General features: G+C 61.5%; 15 protein-coding genes. 9 read left to right on the top strand and 6 right to left on the bottom strand.

Annotated elements, in window-relative coordinates; translation table 11 throughout:
• The first annotated feature begins 61 nt into the window (after positions 1 to 61).
• From edd to ACI77I_RS08135, 4 genes are all read left to right on the top strand, one after another.
• Positions 62 to 1888, top strand: a complete 1827-nt coding sequence (edd, locus tag ACI77I_RS08150) for a phosphogluconate dehydratase (protein ID WP_094952652.1) — start codon at positions 62 to 64, stop codon at positions 1886 to 1888.
• Entirely contained in the window at positions 1885 to 2841 is a 957-nt protein-coding gene (locus ACI77I_RS08145) for a glucokinase (protein ID WP_094952651.1), read from the top strand. The genes edd and ACI77I_RS08145 overlap by 4 nt, the downstream gene beginning before the upstream one ends.
• 153 nt (positions 2842 to 2994) lie before the next feature.
• Positions 2995 to 3729 carry a response regulator gene (locus tag ACI77I_RS08140; RefSeq protein WP_094952650.1) on the top strand — a complete coding sequence of 245 codons (735 nt, stop codon included), beginning with the start codon at positions 2995 to 2997 and terminating at the stop codon, positions 3727 to 3729.
• Between the two features lie 28 nt (positions 3730 to 3757).
• Positions 3758 to 5185 carry an ATP-binding protein gene (locus ACI77I_RS08135; protein WP_371917705.1) on the top strand — a complete coding sequence of 476 codons (1428 nt, stop codon included), beginning with the start codon at positions 3758 to 3760 and terminating at the stop codon, positions 5183 to 5185.
• A 36-nt stretch (positions 5186 to 5221) separates the two neighbouring features.
• Here ACI77I_RS08135 and ACI77I_RS08130 read toward each other — a convergent pair whose 3' ends face one another.
• The gene (locus ACI77I_RS08130; RefSeq protein ID WP_094952648.1) at positions 5222 to 6151 is read right to left on the bottom strand and encodes an AraC family transcriptional regulator; all 930 of its coding nucleotides are present in this window, start codon (positions 6149 to 6151) and stop codon (positions 5222 to 5224) included.
• Between the two features lie 329 nt (positions 6152 to 6480).
• Between ACI77I_RS08130 and ACI77I_RS08125 the strand changes: the two genes are divergently transcribed.
• Both ACI77I_RS08125 and ACI77I_RS08120 read left to right on the top strand, forming a co-directional pair.
• The gene (locus ACI77I_RS08125) at positions 6481 to 6822 is read left to right on the top strand and encodes an antibiotic biosynthesis monooxygenase family protein (RefSeq protein ID WP_094952647.1); all 342 of its coding nucleotides are present in this window, start codon (positions 6481 to 6483) and stop codon (positions 6820 to 6822) included.
• 43 nt (positions 6823 to 6865) lie between these two features.
• Positions 6866 to 7114, top strand: a complete 249-nt coding sequence (locus ACI77I_RS08120; protein ID WP_094952646.1) for a hypothetical protein — start codon at positions 6866 to 6868, stop codon at positions 7112 to 7114.
• Positions 7115 to 7269: 155 nt separating this feature from the next.
• On the opposite strand, the gene ACI77I_RS08115 is transcribed toward ACI77I_RS08120, so the two are convergent.
• On the bottom strand, positions 7270 to 7890 hold the full coding sequence (locus tag ACI77I_RS08115; RefSeq protein WP_406997296.1) for a flavin reductase family protein: 621 nt from the start codon (positions 7888 to 7890) through the stop codon (positions 7270 to 7272).
• A gap of 194 nt (positions 7891 to 8084) precedes the next feature.
• Between ACI77I_RS08115 and ACI77I_RS08110 the strand changes: the two genes are divergently transcribed.
• Positions 8085 to 8840: a hypothetical protein gene (locus ACI77I_RS08110; RefSeq protein ID WP_094952644.1), complete on the top strand. Its 756-nt coding sequence runs from the start codon at positions 8085 to 8087 to the stop codon at positions 8838 to 8840.
• 146 nt (positions 8841 to 8986) lie between these two features.
• Here the strand turns inward: ACI77I_RS08110 and ACI77I_RS08105 are convergent, their stop codons facing one another.
• The 4 genes from ACI77I_RS08105 to ACI77I_RS08090 form a co-directional block, all read right to left on the bottom strand.
• Positions 8987 to 10306 carry an MFS transporter gene (locus ACI77I_RS08105; RefSeq protein WP_406997295.1) on the bottom strand — a complete coding sequence of 440 codons (1320 nt, stop codon included), beginning with the start codon at positions 10304 to 10306 and terminating at the stop codon, positions 8987 to 8989.
• Between the two features lie 284 nt (positions 10307 to 10590).
• Entirely contained in the window at positions 10591 to 11916 is a 1326-nt protein-coding gene (locus tag ACI77I_RS08100) for a sigma-54 dependent transcriptional regulator (RefSeq protein WP_263273914.1), read from the bottom strand.
• Positions 11910 to 13676 carry an ATP-binding protein gene (locus ACI77I_RS08095; RefSeq protein ID WP_406997294.1) on the bottom strand — a complete coding sequence of 589 codons (1767 nt, stop codon included), beginning with the start codon at positions 13674 to 13676 and terminating at the stop codon, positions 11910 to 11912. The genes ACI77I_RS08100 and ACI77I_RS08095 overlap by 7 nt, the downstream gene beginning before the upstream one ends.
• Before the next feature lie 235 nt (positions 13677 to 13911).
• Positions 13912 to 15435, bottom strand: coding sequence for a fumarate hydratase (locus tag ACI77I_RS08090; protein ID WP_094953881.1), 1524 nt, complete (start codon positions 15433 to 15435; stop codon positions 13912 to 13914).
• Between the two features lie 216 nt (positions 15436 to 15651).
• On the opposite strand from ACI77I_RS08090, the gene ACI77I_RS08085 reads away from it, so the two are divergent.
• On the top strand, positions 15652 to 16584 hold the full coding sequence (locus ACI77I_RS08085; RefSeq protein ID WP_406991775.1) for an iron-sulfur-binding ferredoxin reductase: 933 nt from the start codon (positions 15652 to 15654) through the stop codon (positions 16582 to 16584).
• Positions 16585 to 16614: 30 nt separating this feature from the next.
• Entirely contained in the window at positions 16615 to 17364 is a 750-nt protein-coding gene (locus tag ACI77I_RS08080) for an enoyl-CoA hydratase-related protein (protein WP_406997293.1), read from the top strand.
• Positions 17365 to 17495 lie beyond the last annotated feature (131 nt).

Raw genomic sequence — 17495 nt, 5'->3', positions numbered from 1 at the left:
GCGGGCGTTTGACCAGCATAGACTCTCAGGTCGCCACATCCGTTAGCCTGGAGTTCTATACATGCATCCCCGCGTTATTGAGGTCACCGAACGGCTTATCGCCCGCAGTCGTGCAACCCGCGAGGCTTACCTTGCGCTCATTCGCGGCGCAGCCAGCGACGGCCCGATGCGCGGCAAGCTGCAATGCGCCAACTTCGCCCACGGCGTGGCCGGTTGCGGCACTGAAGATAAAAATAGCCTGCGAATGATGAATGCCGCCAACGTGGCAATTGTTTCGTCATATAACGACATGCTCTCGGCGCACCAGCCGTACGAACATTTCCCTGAACAGATCAAGACCGCCCTGCGCGAAGTCGGCTCGGTCGGCCAGTTCGCCGGCGGCACGCCTGCCATGTGCGACGGCGTGACCCAGGGCGAGCCCGGCATGGAGCTGAGCCTGCTCAGCCGTGAAGTCATCGCCATGTCCACGGCGGTAGCGCTGTCCCACAACATGTTCGATGCCGCGCTGATGCTGGGCATCTGCGACAAGATCGTCCCGGGCCTGATGATGGGCGCATTGCGTTACGGCCACCTGCCGATGGTCTTTGTACCGGGCGGCCCAATGCCGTCGGGCATCTCCAACAAGCAGAAGGCCGACGTGCGCCAGCGCTACGCCGAAGGCAAGGCCACCCGCGAGGAGCTGCTGGAGTCGGAGATGAAGTCCTACCACAGCCCTGGCACCTGCACCTTCTACGGCACCGCCAACACCAACCAGTTGCTGATGGAAGTGATGGGCCTGCACTTGCCGGGCGCCTCGTTCGTCAACCCGTACACGCCGCTGCGTGATGCGCTGACCCGCGAAGCTGCGCATCAGGTCACGCGCCTGACCAAGGCCAACGGCAACTTCACGCCGATCGGCGAGATCGTCGACGAAAAATCCATCGTCAACTCCATCGTCGCGCTCAACGCCACCGGCGGTTCCACCAACCACACCCTGCACATGCCGGCCATCGCCATGTCGGCGGGCATCATCCTCACCTGGCAGGACATGGCCGACCTCTCCGAGGTGGTGCCGACCCTGTCCCACGTGTATCCGAACGGCAAGGCCGACATCAACCACTTCCAGGCAGCGGGCGGCATGTCGTTCCTGATCCGTGAACTGCTTGAAGCCGGTTTGCTCCACGAAGACGTCAACACCGTGGCGGGCAAGGGCCTAAGCCGTTACACCCAGGAGCCGTTCCTGGTCGACGGCGAGCTGATCTGGCGCGAAGGCCCGATCGAAAGCCTCGACGAAACCATCTTGCGTCCCGTGGCCCGTGCGTTCTCGGCGGAAGGCGGCCTGCGCGTGATGGAGGGCAACCTCGGCCGGGGCGTGATGAAAGTCTCGGCCGTGGCGCCAGAGCACCAGATCGTCGAAGCACCGGCTGTGGTGTTCCAGGATCAACAGGATCTGGCCGATGCGTTCAAGGCTGGCCAGCTGGAAAAAGACTTTGTCGCGGTGATGCGCTTCCAGGGCCCGCGCTCCAATGGCATGCCGGAACTGCACAAAATGACGCCGTTCCTCGGTGTGTTGCAGGACCGTGGCTTCAAAGTGGCGTTGGTGACAGACGGGCGTATGTCCGGCGCGTCGGGTAAGATCCCCGCCGCGATTCACGTCAACCCCGAAGCTCAGAGCGGCGGGCCGCTGGCGCGGGTCAAAGATGGCGATATCATTCGCGTGGATGGCGTGAAGGGCACCTTGGAGCTTAAGGTGGACGCCGAAGAATTTGCAGCGCGCACGCCTGCCACGGGCCTGTTGGGCAATAACGTGGGGGCGGGGCGTGAGCTGTTTGCATTTATGCGCTTGGCCGCAAGCTCCGCAGAGCAGGGCGCCAGCGCCTTTACCTCTGCCTTGGAGACGCTTAAGTGAAGCTAGCGCTGGTCGGTGACATCGGGGGTACCAACGCCCGTTTTGCGTTGTGGCAGGATCAGGCGCTGCATTCGATCCGCGTGCACGCCACGGCGGATCACCACAGCCCTGAGGAGGCCATCAAGGTCTACCTCAAGGAAGAAGGCCTGGACATCGGCGCCATCGGCGCGGTGTGCCTGTCAGTCGCGGGGCCTGTGAGTGGCGATGAATTTAAATTCACCAACAATCACTGGCGCCTGAGCAAAACTGCATTCTGCAAAACCTTGCAGGTCGATGAGCTGCTGCTGATCAATGACTTCTCGGCCATGGCCCTGGGCATGACCCGCCTCAAGCCCGACGAATTTCGCGTGGTGTGCGAAGGCACGCCGGAACCGTTGCGCCCTGCCGTGGTGATCGGCCCGGGCACCGGCCTGGGTGTCGGCACCTTGTTGGATTTGGGGGGCGGGCGCTTCGCTGCGTTGCCGGGGGAGGGCGGGCATGTCGACCTGCCGCTGAGCAGCCCGCGTGAAACCCAGCTGTGGCAGCACATCTACGCTGAGATCGGCCACGTCAGCGCCGAAACGGCCTTGAGCGGTGGCGGCTTGCCGCGCGTGTACCGCGCCATTTGTGCGGTTGACGGGCATACACCGGTGCTGGACACGCCCGAAGCCATTACGGCAGCCGGCCTGGCCGGCGACCCGGTGGCGATGGAAGTGTTAAACCAGTTCAGCGTTTGGCTGGGCCGCGTCGCGGGGAACAACGTGCTGACCACCGGTGGACGCGGTGGCGTGTACATCGTGGGCGGGGTGATTCCACGGTTCGCCGACTTCTTTATCAACAGCGGTTTTGCCAAGAGTTTCGGCGACAAGGGCTGCATGAGCGACTACTTCAAAGGCATTCCGGTGTGGTTGGTGACCGCGCCGTATTCCGGGTTGACCGGGGCTGGAGTTGCACTGGAGCAGGCTTTTGCGTAGGCCATGAGGGCGCTATCGCAGGCAAGCCAGCTCCCACAGGGGAATGCATTCGTGCTGAAAAATGTATTTCAAATGTGGGAGCGGGCTTGCCCGCGATAGGGCCTCAAGGGCAACAAATGACTTAAGCTTGGCCATAACAACAAGGAGGACCCCGTGAGCGTAATCAGTAAATCGATTCTCCTCGTCGACGACGACCAGGAAATCCGCGAATTGCTGCAAACCTACCTCAGTCGCGCCGGCTTCCAGGTGCGTGGCGTGCCGGATGGCGCGGGGTTCCGCCAGGCGATGAACGAGGCGCCGTGCGACCTGGTCATCCTCGATGTGATGTTGCCCGACGAAGACGGTTTCAGCCTCTGCCGCTGGATTCGCCAGCACCCGCGCCAGGCGCAGGTGCCGATCATCATGCTCACCGCCAGCTCCGACGAAACCGACCGCGTGATCGGCCTGGAACTGGGTGCCGACGACTACATCGGCAAGCCGTTCAGCCCTCGCGAGCTGCAAGCGCGAATCAAAGCCCTGTTGCGCCGTGCCCAGTTCGGCCAGGAGCGCGGCAGCGGTGGCGATGTGTGGGTGTTTGATGAATGGCGCCTGGACATGGTCAGCCATCGTTTGTTTCACGTCGACGGCGAAGAGGTGATTCTCTCCGGCGCCGACTTTGCCCTGCTCAAATTGTTTCTCGACCACCCGCAACAAATTCTCGACCGCGACACCATCGGCAACGCCACCCGTGGCCGCGACCTGATGCCGCTGGACCGCATCGTCGACATGGCCGTCAGCCGCCTGCGCCAACGCCTGCGCGATACCGAAAAACCGCCACGGCTGATCCGCACCGTGCGTGGCAGCGGTTATCAGTTGGCAGCCAGCGTGGTTGCCGGCAATGCCCACTGAGCATGTGACCGAACGCCGCCGTTTTCCGGTGCCGCGCTCGCTGCTGGGGCGCATGCTCCTGCTGACCTTGCTCGCGGTGCTGTTCGCCCAGGCGCTGTCCAGCGTGATCTGGGTCTCGCAATTGCGTGCCACCCAGCTCGAAGGCCTGGTCACCAGCGCCCGCAGCTTGGCGCACTCGATGACGGCCAGCGTGAGTTATTTCCGTTCGCTGCCCGTGGCCTATCGCCCGCTGGTGCTGGATCAGTTGCGCAGCATGGGCGGCACGCGTTTTGTGGTGACCCTCAACGACCGACCTTTGGATATGCAGATATTGCCGCAGACCCCGCGCAAACAGGCGGTGCTGCAAGCGGTAGACGAAGTGTTGCGCCAGACCCTGGGCGGCGATGTGCATATCTCGGTGGAGTTCGTCAGTGCCGAGGACCTGCGTATTTTCAACGCCGGCTTGAAACTCGATGAACTGCCGCGCTCCTGGGCGCATTACGCGCTGACCCTGGAGCCGGTGAACCCGCCGGTGCTGGTCACCCAGATCCAGCTGGCGCCGGGCGAATGGCTGTACATCGCCTCACTGTTGCCCGAGCCCTACACCAGCCTTGAAGAACAAGGCCTGCCCTCGCAACAGGTGTGGTTCATCGTGCTGACCAGCGGCTTCCTGTTACTGTTTATTGGCCTGTTGGTGCACTGGCAGAGCCGGCCACTCAAGCGCCTGGCGCTGGCGGCGCGGGATATGTCACTGGGCGCGGACGTGGAGCCGGTGGCCGAAGGCGGCGGCAGTGAAGTGGTGGAAGTGGGCCGTGCGTTCAATGCCATGCGCGAGCGCATCAGCCGTTACTTGACCGAGCGCAGCCAATTGTTCAGCGCGATTTCCCACGACTTGCGCACACCGATTACCCGCCTGCGCCTGCGCGTGGAACTGCTCGAAGACGAGAACCTGCAAACCAAATTCGGCCGCGATCTGGATGAACTGGAGTTGCTGGTGAAGGGCGCGCTGCAATGCGTGAAAGACACCGACATCCACGAAAACATCGAGCCGGTCGACCTCAATCACGTGCTTGACTGCCTGGTGGAACCGTACCTGGCGCCCAATGGTAATGGCCGCATCACTCAGGACGGTCGAGCATTGGCGCCGTATGCGGGCAAGCCGCTGGCGCTCAAGCGTTGCATCGGTAACCTGATCGACAACGCGTTGAAGTATGGGCAGAACGCGCATTTGCACATCGAAGACGATGGCGCGGAATTTATCCTGCACGTGGATGACGAAGGGCCTGGCGTACCGGAGCAGCGGCTGGAGCAAGTCTTTGAGCCGCACTTTCGGTTGGCTGGGCAGCAGCAGGGTTATGGGTTGGGGTTGGGCATTGCGCGCAACATTGCCCACAGCCATGGTGGTGAAGTGAGTTTGCAGAACCTGCGTGAGGGTGGTTTGCGAGTGACGCTGCGGTTGCCCCGGACCCTGGACTAAAGAACACCGAGGATCAAATGTGGGAGCTGCGCTGAGTCAGATACTTTGGCGCAGTCTGGCCAGATCCCGCAGCGGCGGCGCCCCAAACAACCGGCTGTACTCCCGGCTGAACTGCGACGGGCTTTCATACCCCACCCGATACCCCGCCGCCGAGGCCTCCAGGCCTTCGGCAATCATCAGCCGCCGCGCCTCCTGCAAGCGCAACTGCTTCTGGTATTGCAGCGGGCTCATGGCGGTGATCGCCTTGAAGCGGTGGTGCAAGGTCGAGACGCTGAGGTTCACTTCCTTGGCCAGGTCATCAATGCGCAGCGGTTGTTCATAGTTGCTGTTCAACCACTTGATCGCCTGGCTCACGCGATGGCTCTGACTGTTGGCCACGGCGATTTCATACAGCCGATAGCCCTGCGGCCCACGCAGCAAACGATAAAGAATCTCGCGGTTGATCAACGGCGCGAGCATCGTGATGTCTTTGGGGCTGTCCAGCAGGCGCGCCAGGCGCAGCACCGCGTCGAGCAGTTGGGAGTCGATGCAGTCGACGTACATGCCGCGCGATGTCGGGCGCGAGGGCACGCCCATCGGGCCGGCCTCGGCGATCAGCGCCGTCAGCTGCGCGGGGTCGATGTTGATGCGCACCGACAGGTTCGGATCTTCGGGGGTGGCGTCGATGATCCGCCCGGCCACCGGCATGGCGACCGAGAACACCAAATAGTTAAGCGGGTCGTAGGCAAAGATTTCGTCGGCCAGGCGCACTTCCTTGCTGCCGCTGGCGAGGATGCACAGCGCGGGCTCCACCAGCACCGGCATGAAGTCGCGTGGCGTGTTATGACGGTTGAGGAACAGTGAAGTGATTGCGGTGCCGTAGGAGCCGTCTTCCCAGGTATGCCGATGCACGATGCTGGCCAGTTCGGCGCGCTGTTTTTCCGTCTCGGCATCGAGGGGAATGGACTTATGTTCCGGCGACGGCATTGGGGCGTCCTCTACACACTTCTTTGATGGGCCAAGCTTAGCGGCGGTGTTTGAAAAGGTGTTACGTCGATTCTGCACAATCCTTGCCTGATCCTGCGATAAGTTGCGAATCAGGCAAGTGCCGCGCCTGTCATCTCCCTGAAACACTGAGCATGAGCCTGGAATAAACCTCAGGGGCCCTACGTCTCGCCTGCGCTTCTCGCAGGATTGTGCAATAAGCCGGCAGGAATTGACTAACCGCACCCACACCCGCGCCGTTATCTTTGATCCTGTGGCAACACGCCCTCACAGTGCTTGCCGAGCATCACTTCTCAACGGGAGAGTTGAACATGTCCACCCCCATTCCCGCGAGCCATATGGCCTTTATCCGCGCCCGTACCGGGTGCAGCACCGAACTCGGTGCACGCTTGAGCAGTTTGATCGAACCGGGCCGTCAGGCTCAGGGTTGCCTGCAATTCTCGTTGCAGCACTCACAGGTCGACCCCGATGTATGGCTGGTTTCGGGCTTCTGGAGCAGCGAGCAGGCGATGAGCGCCTACTTCAATTCTCCCGCCTTGATGATCTTTACCGAGCTGTTGAACGACAGGGTGTTGCGCAGCATGGACTTCCAGACCTTTACCGATGCATCCGCTGCGCATGCCTATGGCGAGTACCTGCAACTGGCCGGCTAGTGCTTTAGAATGGCCGACTTACCCATTGGCCAGGACCTGCAACATGGCACGTAAACAATTTGCCCACCACGAAGCTGTTTCCGCCTTGGTACGTGAAGAGGCGGGTGGCTACAGCGCTGCCATCGCCGTAAAGGCACTGGATGGCATGGGCGCACCGCGTTTTCACAAGATCCTTGATGGGCAGACGTTCAAGACCGCCTCCGACGCTGATGATGCGGCTACCGTGCAATTAGAGCGGTTGATCGATGTGGACGAAGAGGGTCAACTGACCTGGGCAACTGCCGCCAGCTAACGCTCTTTCTGCTGATCAACATAGACCAAATGTGGGAGCCGGGCTTGCCCGCGATGAGGGCGTAATGGTCGACTCATTGGGTGGCCGACACGCCGCTATCGCGGGCAAGCCCGGCTCCCACACTGGTCTGTTGTGTCTGTTGGGAAGTATTCCAATCAGCGAGGGCGATACATCTTGAACAACGCCTCCGGCCCCAACTGGAAGTAATCCGCCGGCCCACCACCGCGCAAGATCGGCTCCGCGGCGGCGGTGTCGTAGACCCCATCCTTAAGCAGCCACTTGGCAATGTGCACCGCGACCACTTCGCCCAGTACCAGCCAGCTCGGTACCAACTCTTTGTCGGCGCGCTGCAGCTGAATGATCTGCGTCACCTTGCACTCGAACGACACCGGGCTTTTGCCCACGCGCGGCACGCCGACGATTTTCGACGCCACCGGCGTCAGGCCGGACAGCTCGAACTCATTCACATCCGGCGATACCGCCGCGCAACTCTGGTTCATCTGCTCGGCCAGTGGGCGGGTGGCCAGGTTCCACACAAACTCGCCGGTCTGCTCGATATTGTTCAGGCTGTCTTTGCGCCCGACGCTGGAAAACCCAATGATCGGTGGAATGTAGTTGAACGCATTGAAGAAACTGTAGGGCGCCAGGTTCAGGCGGCCTTCGCGGTCGTGGGAGGAAATCCAGCCGATCGGCCGAGGGCCGACGATGGCGTTGAACGGGTCGTGGGGCAGGCCGTGGCCGTTGGCGGGCTCGTAGAAATGGATATCGTCAGACATGGGCCGGGGTTCCTGCTGCGGGGTTCTGGGAGGTAGCCATAGTGCAATCCATAGCGGCGAAATTCCATTGGCTGGATGGAATTTTCATTGATTGCCCACCTATTTTTCACAGCGTCCGGTTCAGTCTGCGCGCCAGGTCGATACCCCCTATAAGTCGGCCCAATGAAAGACTGAGCTTCGGAGCCTTGCGCATCATGAACAAACTTCCTCAGATCACCCTGGCGTTCTGGGTCATGAAAATCTGCGCAACTACCCTGGGCGAAACCGCCGGGGATTTGTTGTCGATGACCCTGAACGTTGGCTACGCCATCAGCTCGATGATCCTGATCAGCGTGTTTCTCGTCACCCTGGTGACGCAACTCTGGTCGAAAACCTACAACCCGGTGCTGTACTGGATCGTGATTTTGTCCACCAGCACGGCCGGCACCACGATGTCGGACTTTATGGACCGTACGCTGGGCCTGGGGTATGCCACGGGGTCGATGATCCTGATCGTGATCCTGATGATCATCTTTGCCGTGTGGCACCTCAGCGGCGATTCGCTGAATGTGAACAAGGTGCAGACCTTGCGGGGTGAGTTGTTTTACTGGATGGCGATTCTGTTCTCCAACACCTTGGGCACCGCGTTGGGCGACTTCCTGGCGGACGATTCCGGGCTGGGCTTTGCTGGCGGCGCCTTGCTGATCGGCTCGGCCATTGCGGTGGTGGTGGCACTCAAATACTTCACTCAACTGTCGTCGGTGCTGTTGTTCTGGGTGGCGTTTGTGCTGACGCGACCGTTTGGCGCGACCCTGGGCGATTTCCTCACCAAGCCCCATGAAAAGGGCGGGCTGGATTTCGGCACCATTGGTTCATCGGCGGTGTTGGCGGGCGTGTTGGTGGTGATGATTGCCGGCGCGTCGTATGCGCAGCGTCGGTATGGGCGCGCCGCATTAGCGGACGTGTCCTGATTCAAAATGTGGGAGCGGGCTTATGTGGGAGCCGGCGGTTCGACGCTTTGACTTGCCCGCGATGCAGGTACCTTGGTTTATCAGGTAGACCGAGGTGATGCTATCGCAGGCAAGCCAGCTCCCACATGTTTTAGCGCGATAAACCTTTAGTCCGTAGTAATCCGCGAGTGCTTGCGCGTGTCCTTCATGGTCACGTAAACCACCAGCGACACCGCAATACATGCCGTTACATACCAGTAGTAACCGGTTTCCATGCCAATGCACTTGAACCACAGTGCGATGTATTCAGCGGTACCGCCGAAGATCGACACGGTCAGCGCATACGGCAGGCCCACGCCCAGGGCGCGAATCTCCGTAGGGAACAGCTCGGCTTTCACCACCGCGTTGATCGAGGTGTAGCCGCTGACGATGATCAGCGCCGCCATGATCAGGAAGAACGCGCCCCACCAGCTTTGGATGGTGTGCAGGGTGGTGAGAATTGGCACGGTGAACAGCGTACCGAGTATGCCGAAGGCGATCAGTATCGGGCGACGGCCGACTTTGTCGGAGAGCCCGCCGACCAGGGGTTGCAGGCACATGAACAGAAACAGCGTGGCGGCTGAAATGGTGGTGGAGTCGGAGATGCTCATGCCGACGGTGTTCACCAGGTACTTCTGCATGTAAGTGGTGTAGGTGTAGAACGCCAGGGTGCCGCCCATGGTCAGGCCGACCACGGTCAACACTTCCTTGGGGTGGCGCATCAAGGTGCGCATCGCGCTTTCCTTGGCTTTTTCCTTTTTGGTGAACGACTCGGTTTCTTCCATGCCACGACGCAGGAACAGCGCGACCACTGCGCACAGCGCGCCGATGGCGAACGGGATGCGCCAGCCCCAGGCATACAGCTGCTCGGTGGTCAGGGTTTGTTGCAGCACGATCAATACGGCCAGGGCGATGAGTTGGCCGGAGATCAGGGTCACGTACTGGAAGCTGGAGAAGAAACCGCGACGTTCCTTGGTCGCCATTTCACTCAAGTAGGTGGCCGAGGTGCCGTACTCGCCGCCGACCGACAGGCCTTGCAGCAAGCGTGCGAACACCAGCAGGATCGGTGCGCCGATGCCGATGGTGTCGTAACCCGGGGTCAACGCGATCAGCAGCGAGCCGAAGCACATCAGCAATACCGAGGCCATCAGCGCGGCCTTGCGGCCCTTGTAGTCAGCGTAGAGGCCCATCAGCCAGCCACCGATCGGGCGCATGATGAAACCCACGGCGAAGATGGCGGCGGTGTTCATCAACTGGGCGGTTGAAGAGCCGGCGGGGAAGAAGGCTTTGGCGAAGTACAGCGAGAAGGCGGCGTAGACGTACCAGTCATACCACTCGACCATGTTGCCGACGGAGCCGCTGAAGATCGATTTGATCCGGCTGGACGTCGTGCGTTCTTTTGCCGGCGCAGCCACCGACCCCAGAGGCAAGGTGTTGGAGTTATCCATTGAAGGATCCTTCATCTAATTGTTTTTGTGGAGCGGCGCGAGCGCTGCCTGGTTCGGCTATAGCAGGAGCTGTGCCAAGTAGATGAAGGCCCGGTTTAGAAGGGTTTCAGAATATTTTTGAGCGGAAAGTCGCTGATGGTTTGAGGGTGATGAGCGGAAATCCGCTTATGGCTACTGGCCTCATCGCAGGCAAGCCAGCTCCCACAGTTGAATGTGTTCACAAATCAAAATGTGGGAGCTGGCTTGCCTGCGATGGCGTCTGTGAAAACAACACAAAAACCGGCCTACAGAAACGTATCCCGCACCAACCCATGGCGCTGCATCTTTTCATTGAAGGTTCGCCGCGGCAGTTGCAACTCGGCCAACACCGCCTTGATATCACCCTTATGCCGAACCAGCGCCGCTTTCAGGCAGTGCGCTTCAAAGGCCTCCTGCTGCGCCGCCAACGATTGCCCCGCCTCGATACCTTCCGGCTCCGGCTCACCCAGGCCCAGCACTTGGCGTTCGGCAACGTTAGCCAGCTCACGCACGTTGCCCGGCCAATCATGGCTGAGCAGCCGCCCCAGTTGCGCGCCGCTCAAGGGTTCGGCGCTACGCCCCAGCCGCTCGGCGGCGCTGTGGGCAAAGTGGTCGAACAGCAGCGGAATATCTTCGCGGCGTTCGCGCAACGGCGGCAGGCGCAGTTGCGCGACGTTCAAGCGATACGCCAAATCCTCGCGAAACCTTCCGGCGCGGGCCTCTTCCAGCAGGTCCGGCTTGGTGGCAGCGATGATGCGCAGGTCCACGTGAATGCTTTGGTTCGAGCCCAACCGCTCCAGCTTTTGCTCCTGCAACACACGCAGCAGTTTCACTTGCTGCGCCAAGGGCATGCTTTCGATTTCATCCAGGAACAGCGTGCCGCCGTGGGCGTATTCCAATTTGCCGATGCGCTTGCCTTGGGCGCCGGTGAACGCGCCACTTTCGTGGCCGAACAATTCGGCCTCAAACAGTTGCTCGGGGATGGCGGCGCAGTTGAGCGCTACAAATGGCTTTTTCGCGCGCGGGCCGAAATCATGCAGGCAGCGCGCGACTAGCTCTTTACCACTGCCGGTCTCGCCACGGATCAACACATTGACCGGCAAACTGGCCAAGTCGAGCACCTGGCGGCGCAAATTCTGCAAACCGCGGGACACGCCCAGCAGGCTGGATTCCAGTTGCGCGCGATGGTCGGCCTGTTGATGCAAGCGACGGTTTTCCAGGATCAGCCCGCGTTTGTCCAAGGCGCGGCGCAGGCTGTTGAGCAAGGCGTCGGGGCTGAAGGGTTTTTCCAGAAAGTCGTAGGCGCCGTCGCGCATGGCTTCCACCGCCATCGGCACATCGCCGTGGCCGGTCAGCAAGATCACTGGCAAGTCGGCATCGCGGCGTTGCACTTCGGCCAGCAGCTCCAGGCCGCTGAGCCCGGGCATGCGCACGTCGCTCAAGATCACTCCGGGAAAGTCCTTGGGCAGTTGCGCCAGGCACTCTTCGGCGCGGCTGAACAACTGCACCTCAAACCCCGACAGGCTCAACCATTGTTCGACAGCCGTGCGAATGCTGGCTTCGTCATCGACCACAATCACTGCGTTCAACATAGGTCGGGCGTCTCCAGCGCAATCGGCAAGGTCAAGGTAAATACTGCGCCGTCGCCACGGTTGCCGGCGAGCAAGCGCCCGCCCAGTTCGTGGACGATAGCGTAGGACACCGCCAGCCCAAGGCCGAGGCCGTCGCCCACGGGTTTGGTGGTAAAAAACGGGTCGAACACGCTGTTCAAGTGTTCCTCGGCAATCCCGCCGCCGCTATCGCTGACGGTCAACTGCCACAGTTGCTGATCGGCCTGCAGGCGGATTTCCAGGCGTTTGCGCGGCTTGTCGGCCATCGCGTCGAGGGCGTTGCGCAGCAGGTTGATCAGCACCTGTTCCAGGCGGATGGCATCGCCGCGCACCCAGGCCGGGCGGGTCAGGTCCAGCACCACGCCGATGGTTTCGTCGCGCAGGCGCGCGTCGAGCAAGTGCAGGGATTGATCGACCACGGTGGCCAGGTCCAGCTTTTCGCGCAGGCCGCTGGGGCTTTTGCGCGCGAAGGTCTTGAGGTGGCCGGTAAGTGCAGCCATGCGCGTGAGCATGTCGTCCAGCGGCGTGAGGGCCTTGTAGGCATCGTCCACACGGCCGTGGTCCAGCAGCAGGCGCAGGGTCGCCAACTGCATGCGTTGGGCGGTCAGTGGCTGGTTGATCTCATGGGCGAGGGCGGCGGACATCTGCCCCAATGCCGCCAGTTTGGCCGATTGCACCAACCCATCCTGGGCCGTACGTAGCGCCTGGGTGCGCTCCTCCACAAGCCGTTCAAGTTCTTCGCGGCTGCGTTGGCGCAAACGGGCCAGGCGCCAGCGTTGGGTCAGGAACAGCACCAGGAACACCAGCGCCAGCCAGGAACCGGCAGCGGCGAGGCCGGCATTGCGCTGGTCTTCAAAGGCGAACTGCGGTTTGCGCAGCAGGTGCAAGGTCCAGCCTTCGGCCTTCAGCGGCAGCGATTCCCAGATGTAATTGGCGCTGCCGTCGGGACCGTTGACGCGCATCAGGTGGCTGTTTTCGTCAAAGCGCTGCAACGTTTGCGTGTCCAGCGGCTGCAATTGTTTTTTGTCGTATTGGCGGGTGGCCTTGAGGTCGGCGAGGTCACTGGCCGACAGCGGGCGCAGGTTGCGGTAACGCCAGCCTGGCTGGTTGGCGATAAACACGACGCCGCGCGCATCGCTGACCAGCAGCAGGTCGTTGCCCTGGGCCCACTCGCGCTCAAGTTCGGGGAATTCGAGCTTCACGACCATGGCGCCGAGGAACTGTTCATGTTCATCGACCATTGCGCTGGAGAGGAAGTAACCCGGGATCCCGGTGGTCACGCCCACCGCATAAAAACGCCCGGTGCCCTGGCTCAAGGTCTGGCTGAAATAGGGGCGAAATGCGTAGTTGTGCCCGACATAACTGCTCGGCAGGTTCCAGTTGCTGGCGGCCACGGCCAGGCCGGTGCGGTCCATCAGCTCCAGGGTGGAGGACTGCGCAGCACTGTTGATGCGCTCCAGTTTGCGGTTGAGCAGGTCTTGGGTGGTGTCGCTCAACGGGCCTTTCAACGCGTTGATCATTTCCGAGTCCAGCGCCAGTACGGCGGGCAGGGCGCGGTAGCGTTCGATCAGGGTGTGCAGGGAGTTGGCGTACAGCGCCAGCTGTTGATTGGCGCGGGCGGCGTCGTCTACCAAAGCTTGGCGTTCGGCATGGCGTGTGGCCAAGGCAGCGGCCAGCACCGCACCGGCGATGATCAACAGGGAGTAGAAGGTCAGGCGCAGGGGGCGTGGGATCGCGATCATACGGTGATGAACAGGCACAGTAAGGGGTGAGCACCATAGCATGCACAACGTTGATGTTGTGGGAGCTGGCTTGCCTGCGATGGCATCACCTCAGGTTCAATGAAAAACCGAGGTGCCTGCATCGCAGGCAAGCCAGCTCCCACATGACCGCGTTCGTCATTACAAAATTACCCTGCATAAAAAAGGCGACTGGGCCATGGGGCAACAGTCGCCTTTATCCTTGCGGGGGAAGTGTTTACTGCACTTCTACCGCCAGGCTTTCACTGATCTTTTTCTGCCAGATGGCAGGACCGGTGATGTGGACGGATTCGCCCTTGCTGTCCACCGCAACGGTGACCGGCATGTCTTTCACGTCGAACTCGTAGATCGCTTCCATGCCCAGTTCGGCGAAAGCCACCACGCGCGACTTCTTAATGGCTTGCGCCACCAGGTAAGCGGCGCCGCCCACAGCCATCAGGTACACGGCTTTGTGGTCTTTGATCGCTTCGATCGCAGTCGGGCCGCGCTCGGATTTGCCGATCATGCCCAACAGGCCGGTTTGCTCGAGGATCTGGCGGGTGAACTTGTCCATCCGCGTGGCGGTGGTTGGGCCAGCCGGGCCAACCACTTCTTCGCGCACTGGATCAACCGGGCCGACGTAGTAGATGAAGCGACCCTTGAGGTCCACCGGCAGGGTTTCGCCCTTGTTCAGCATCTCGACCATGCGCTTGTGCGCCGCGTCGCGACCGGTGAGCATCTTGCCGTTGAGCAGCACGGTTTCGCCCGGCTTCCAGCTCTGCACGTCTTCTGGGGTCAGGGTGTCGAGGTTGACGCGACGGGCCGACGGGCCGGCTTCCCAGACGATTTCCGGGTAGGCGTCCAGCGATGGCGCTTCCAGCGACGCAGGGCCCGAACCGTCGAGCACGAAGTGCGCGTGACGGGTGGCGGCGCAGTTGGGGATCATGCACACCGGCAGCGAGGCTGCGTGGGTCGGGTAGTCCATGATTTTCACGTCGAGCACGGTGGTCAGGCCACCCAGGCCCTGGGCGCCGATGCCCAGTTGGTTGACCTTCTCGAACAGCTCCAGGCGCATCTCTTCGATACGGTTGGACGGGCCGCGCTTTTTCAGCTCGTGAATGTCGATGGATTCCATCAACACTTCCTTGGCCATCACGGCGGCTTTCTCGGCGGTGCCGCCGATGCCGATGCCGAGCATGCCCGGTGGGCACCAGCCGGCGCCCATGGTCGGAACGGTCTTGAGCACCCAGTCGACGATCGAGTCGGACGGGTTGAGCATGGCCATTTTCGACTTGTTCTCGGAGCCGCCGCCCTTGGCCGCCACGTCCACTTCCACGGTGTTACCCGGGACGATGGAGTAGTGGATCACGGCCGGGGTGTTGTCCTTGGTGTTTTTGCGCGCGCCTGCCGGGTCGGCGAGGATCGATGCACGCAGGACGTTTTCCGGCAGGTTGTAAGCCTGGCGCACGCCCTGGTTGATCATGTCGTCCAGGCTCATGGTGGCGCCGTCCCAGCGTACATCCATGCCCACGCGCACGAACACGGTAACGATACCGGTGTCCTGGCAGATCGGGCGATGGCCGGTGGCGCACATGCGCGAGTTGATCAGGATCTGCGCGATGGAGTCACGGGCTGCCGGCGACTCTTCGCGCAGGTAGGCTTCGTGCATCGCTTGGATGAAGTCAACGGGGTGGTAGTAGGAAATGAATTGCAGGGCGTCGGCAACGCTCTGAATCAGGTCGTCTTGCTTGATCACGGTCATGAGTCGCGCTCCTCTATAAGGGAACATTCAATAAAGGTGGCTCAGTGGGGTACATCGGTCGGCTGAGTCCACCTTTCCAAGGCACGCCGTATGGTGCAGGCGCGACGCTAAAAAGGCGCGGCAGTATAACCCGGCGCGGTGGCCGATACACCCGACTATGGTCAAACTCTGTCGGGCATGATTTCCTGTACGCGGCCCTTCTGATTGAGACCTTATATGCCTGAACTGCACGTCGGCGAACGCCACTGGTCGGTAGCCACCGGCAGTAACCTGTTGGATGCCTTGAATCAGGCGGGTGTGGCCGTGCCTTACAGTTGCCGGGCAGGCAGTTGCCATGCCTGCCTGGTGCGCTGCCTGGGTGAGGTCGAGGACAAGCAACCTGACGCCCTGAGCCCGGCGCAACGTCAGGACGGCTGGCGCTTGGCCTGCCAGTGCCAGGTCAGCGGGGATCTTCAGGTCGAAACGTTTGACCCGTTGCGTGACGGTTTGCCGGCTCAGGTCGTGGGTGTCGATTGGTTGAGCGCGGCGGTGCTGCGCCTGCGTCTGCAACCGGAACGCGGCCTGCGTTACCGGGCCGGGCAGCACTTGGTGGTGTGGGCGGGGCAGGTGGCACGCCCCTACTCGTTGGCGAGCGTGCCCCAGGAAGATACCTTCCTGGAATTTCATCTCGATTGCCGTCAACCCGGTGAATTCAGCGATATTGCCCGTCAGTTGCAAGTGGGCGACCGCCTGCGACTGGGCGAGTTGAGAGGCGGGGCGCTGCACTATGACCCCGATTGGCAATTGCGGCCGCTCTGGCTTCTGGCCTCTGGCACGGGGCTTGGGCCGTTATGGGGCGTGTTGCGTGAGGCGTTGCGCCAGGATCACCAGGGCGCCATTCGCGTGATTCACCTGGCCCATGATGCCGACGCGCATTACTTGGCCGAGCCCCTGGCGCAGTTGGCTGCGCAGCACCCGAACCTGACCGTGGAGCTGTGGACGGCGGCTGAGTTAACCCAGGCATTGGCGCAACTGCGGCTTGTTTCGCGGCAAACTCTGGCTTTACTCTGCGGGCACCCTGCCAGCGTCGAGGCGTTTTCCAAGCGCCTGTTCCTGGCGGGTTTGCCGCGTAATCAACTGCTGGCCGATGTGTTTTTGCCCCGTGGTTGAGCGCTGAATTCTACAGCCGCGAGATTCACCATGACCGACGCGATCCTGCTGCAACGTGAACGCGGGCTGCTGACCTTGCAGCTCAACCGCCCCGACAAGAAAAACGCCCTGACCCGGACCATGTACACGCAATTGGCCCAGGCGCTGGAGCAGGCTGATGCGGACGAAGGCGTCCGAGCTGTGTTGATCCAGGGCAGCAGCGACTGCTTCACTGCCGGCAACGACATTGCCGACTTCCTCGAGCAACCACCCAGCGACCTCGATAGCCCACCGTTCCACTTTATGAAAAGCCTGCTCAATTGCCGTAAACCGGTGATCGCCGCCGTGGCCGGTGCGGCCGTTGGCATTGGTACAACGCTGCTGCTGCATTGCGACCTGGTTTATATCAGTCGCGATGCACGCTTGCGCATGCCGTTCGTCAACTTGGGGCTGTGCCCGGAGTTTGGTTCCAGCCTGATCCTGCCGCGGCTGTTGGGGCATGCGAAAGCGGCTGAACTGTTGCTGTTGGGGGACGGTTTTACCGGCGAGCAGGCGGCGGCATGGGGCTTTGCCACCGAGGCACTGGGCAGTGGTGAGGCGGCCTTAGCCAAGGCGCGGGAAGTGGCTGAGCGTTTTGAAACGTTGGCGCCCGCAGCGGTGCAGGTGACCAAACAATTGATGAGGAGTGTTGATCGGGAGCAGTTGCGGCGGGTGATTGAGGAGGAGGGGGCGTTGTTTGTCCAGCGGCTGAAATCACCGGAGGCGATAGCGGCGTTGTCGGCATTTAATGCTCGGCGATGAATGTGCGTTGACGGGGCGGACCTCGTCGCGGGCAAGCCATGGGTATCTATGCAACTTTTTGTGTTGCTTTTAGCCTGCGATGGTTTAGGTAGATTGAGTACATATCCGTTGCTGCGGTAACGGCTGCTATT

Source organism: Pseudomonas sp. D47 (assembly GCF_045447305.1).
In the GTDB taxonomy this organism is placed as follows: domain Bacteria; phylum Pseudomonadota; class Gammaproteobacteria; order Pseudomonadales; family Pseudomonadaceae; genus Aquipseudomonas.
Note: the sequence above shows the minus strand (reverse complement) of the source record. Positions and strands in the feature narration are given on the sequence as shown.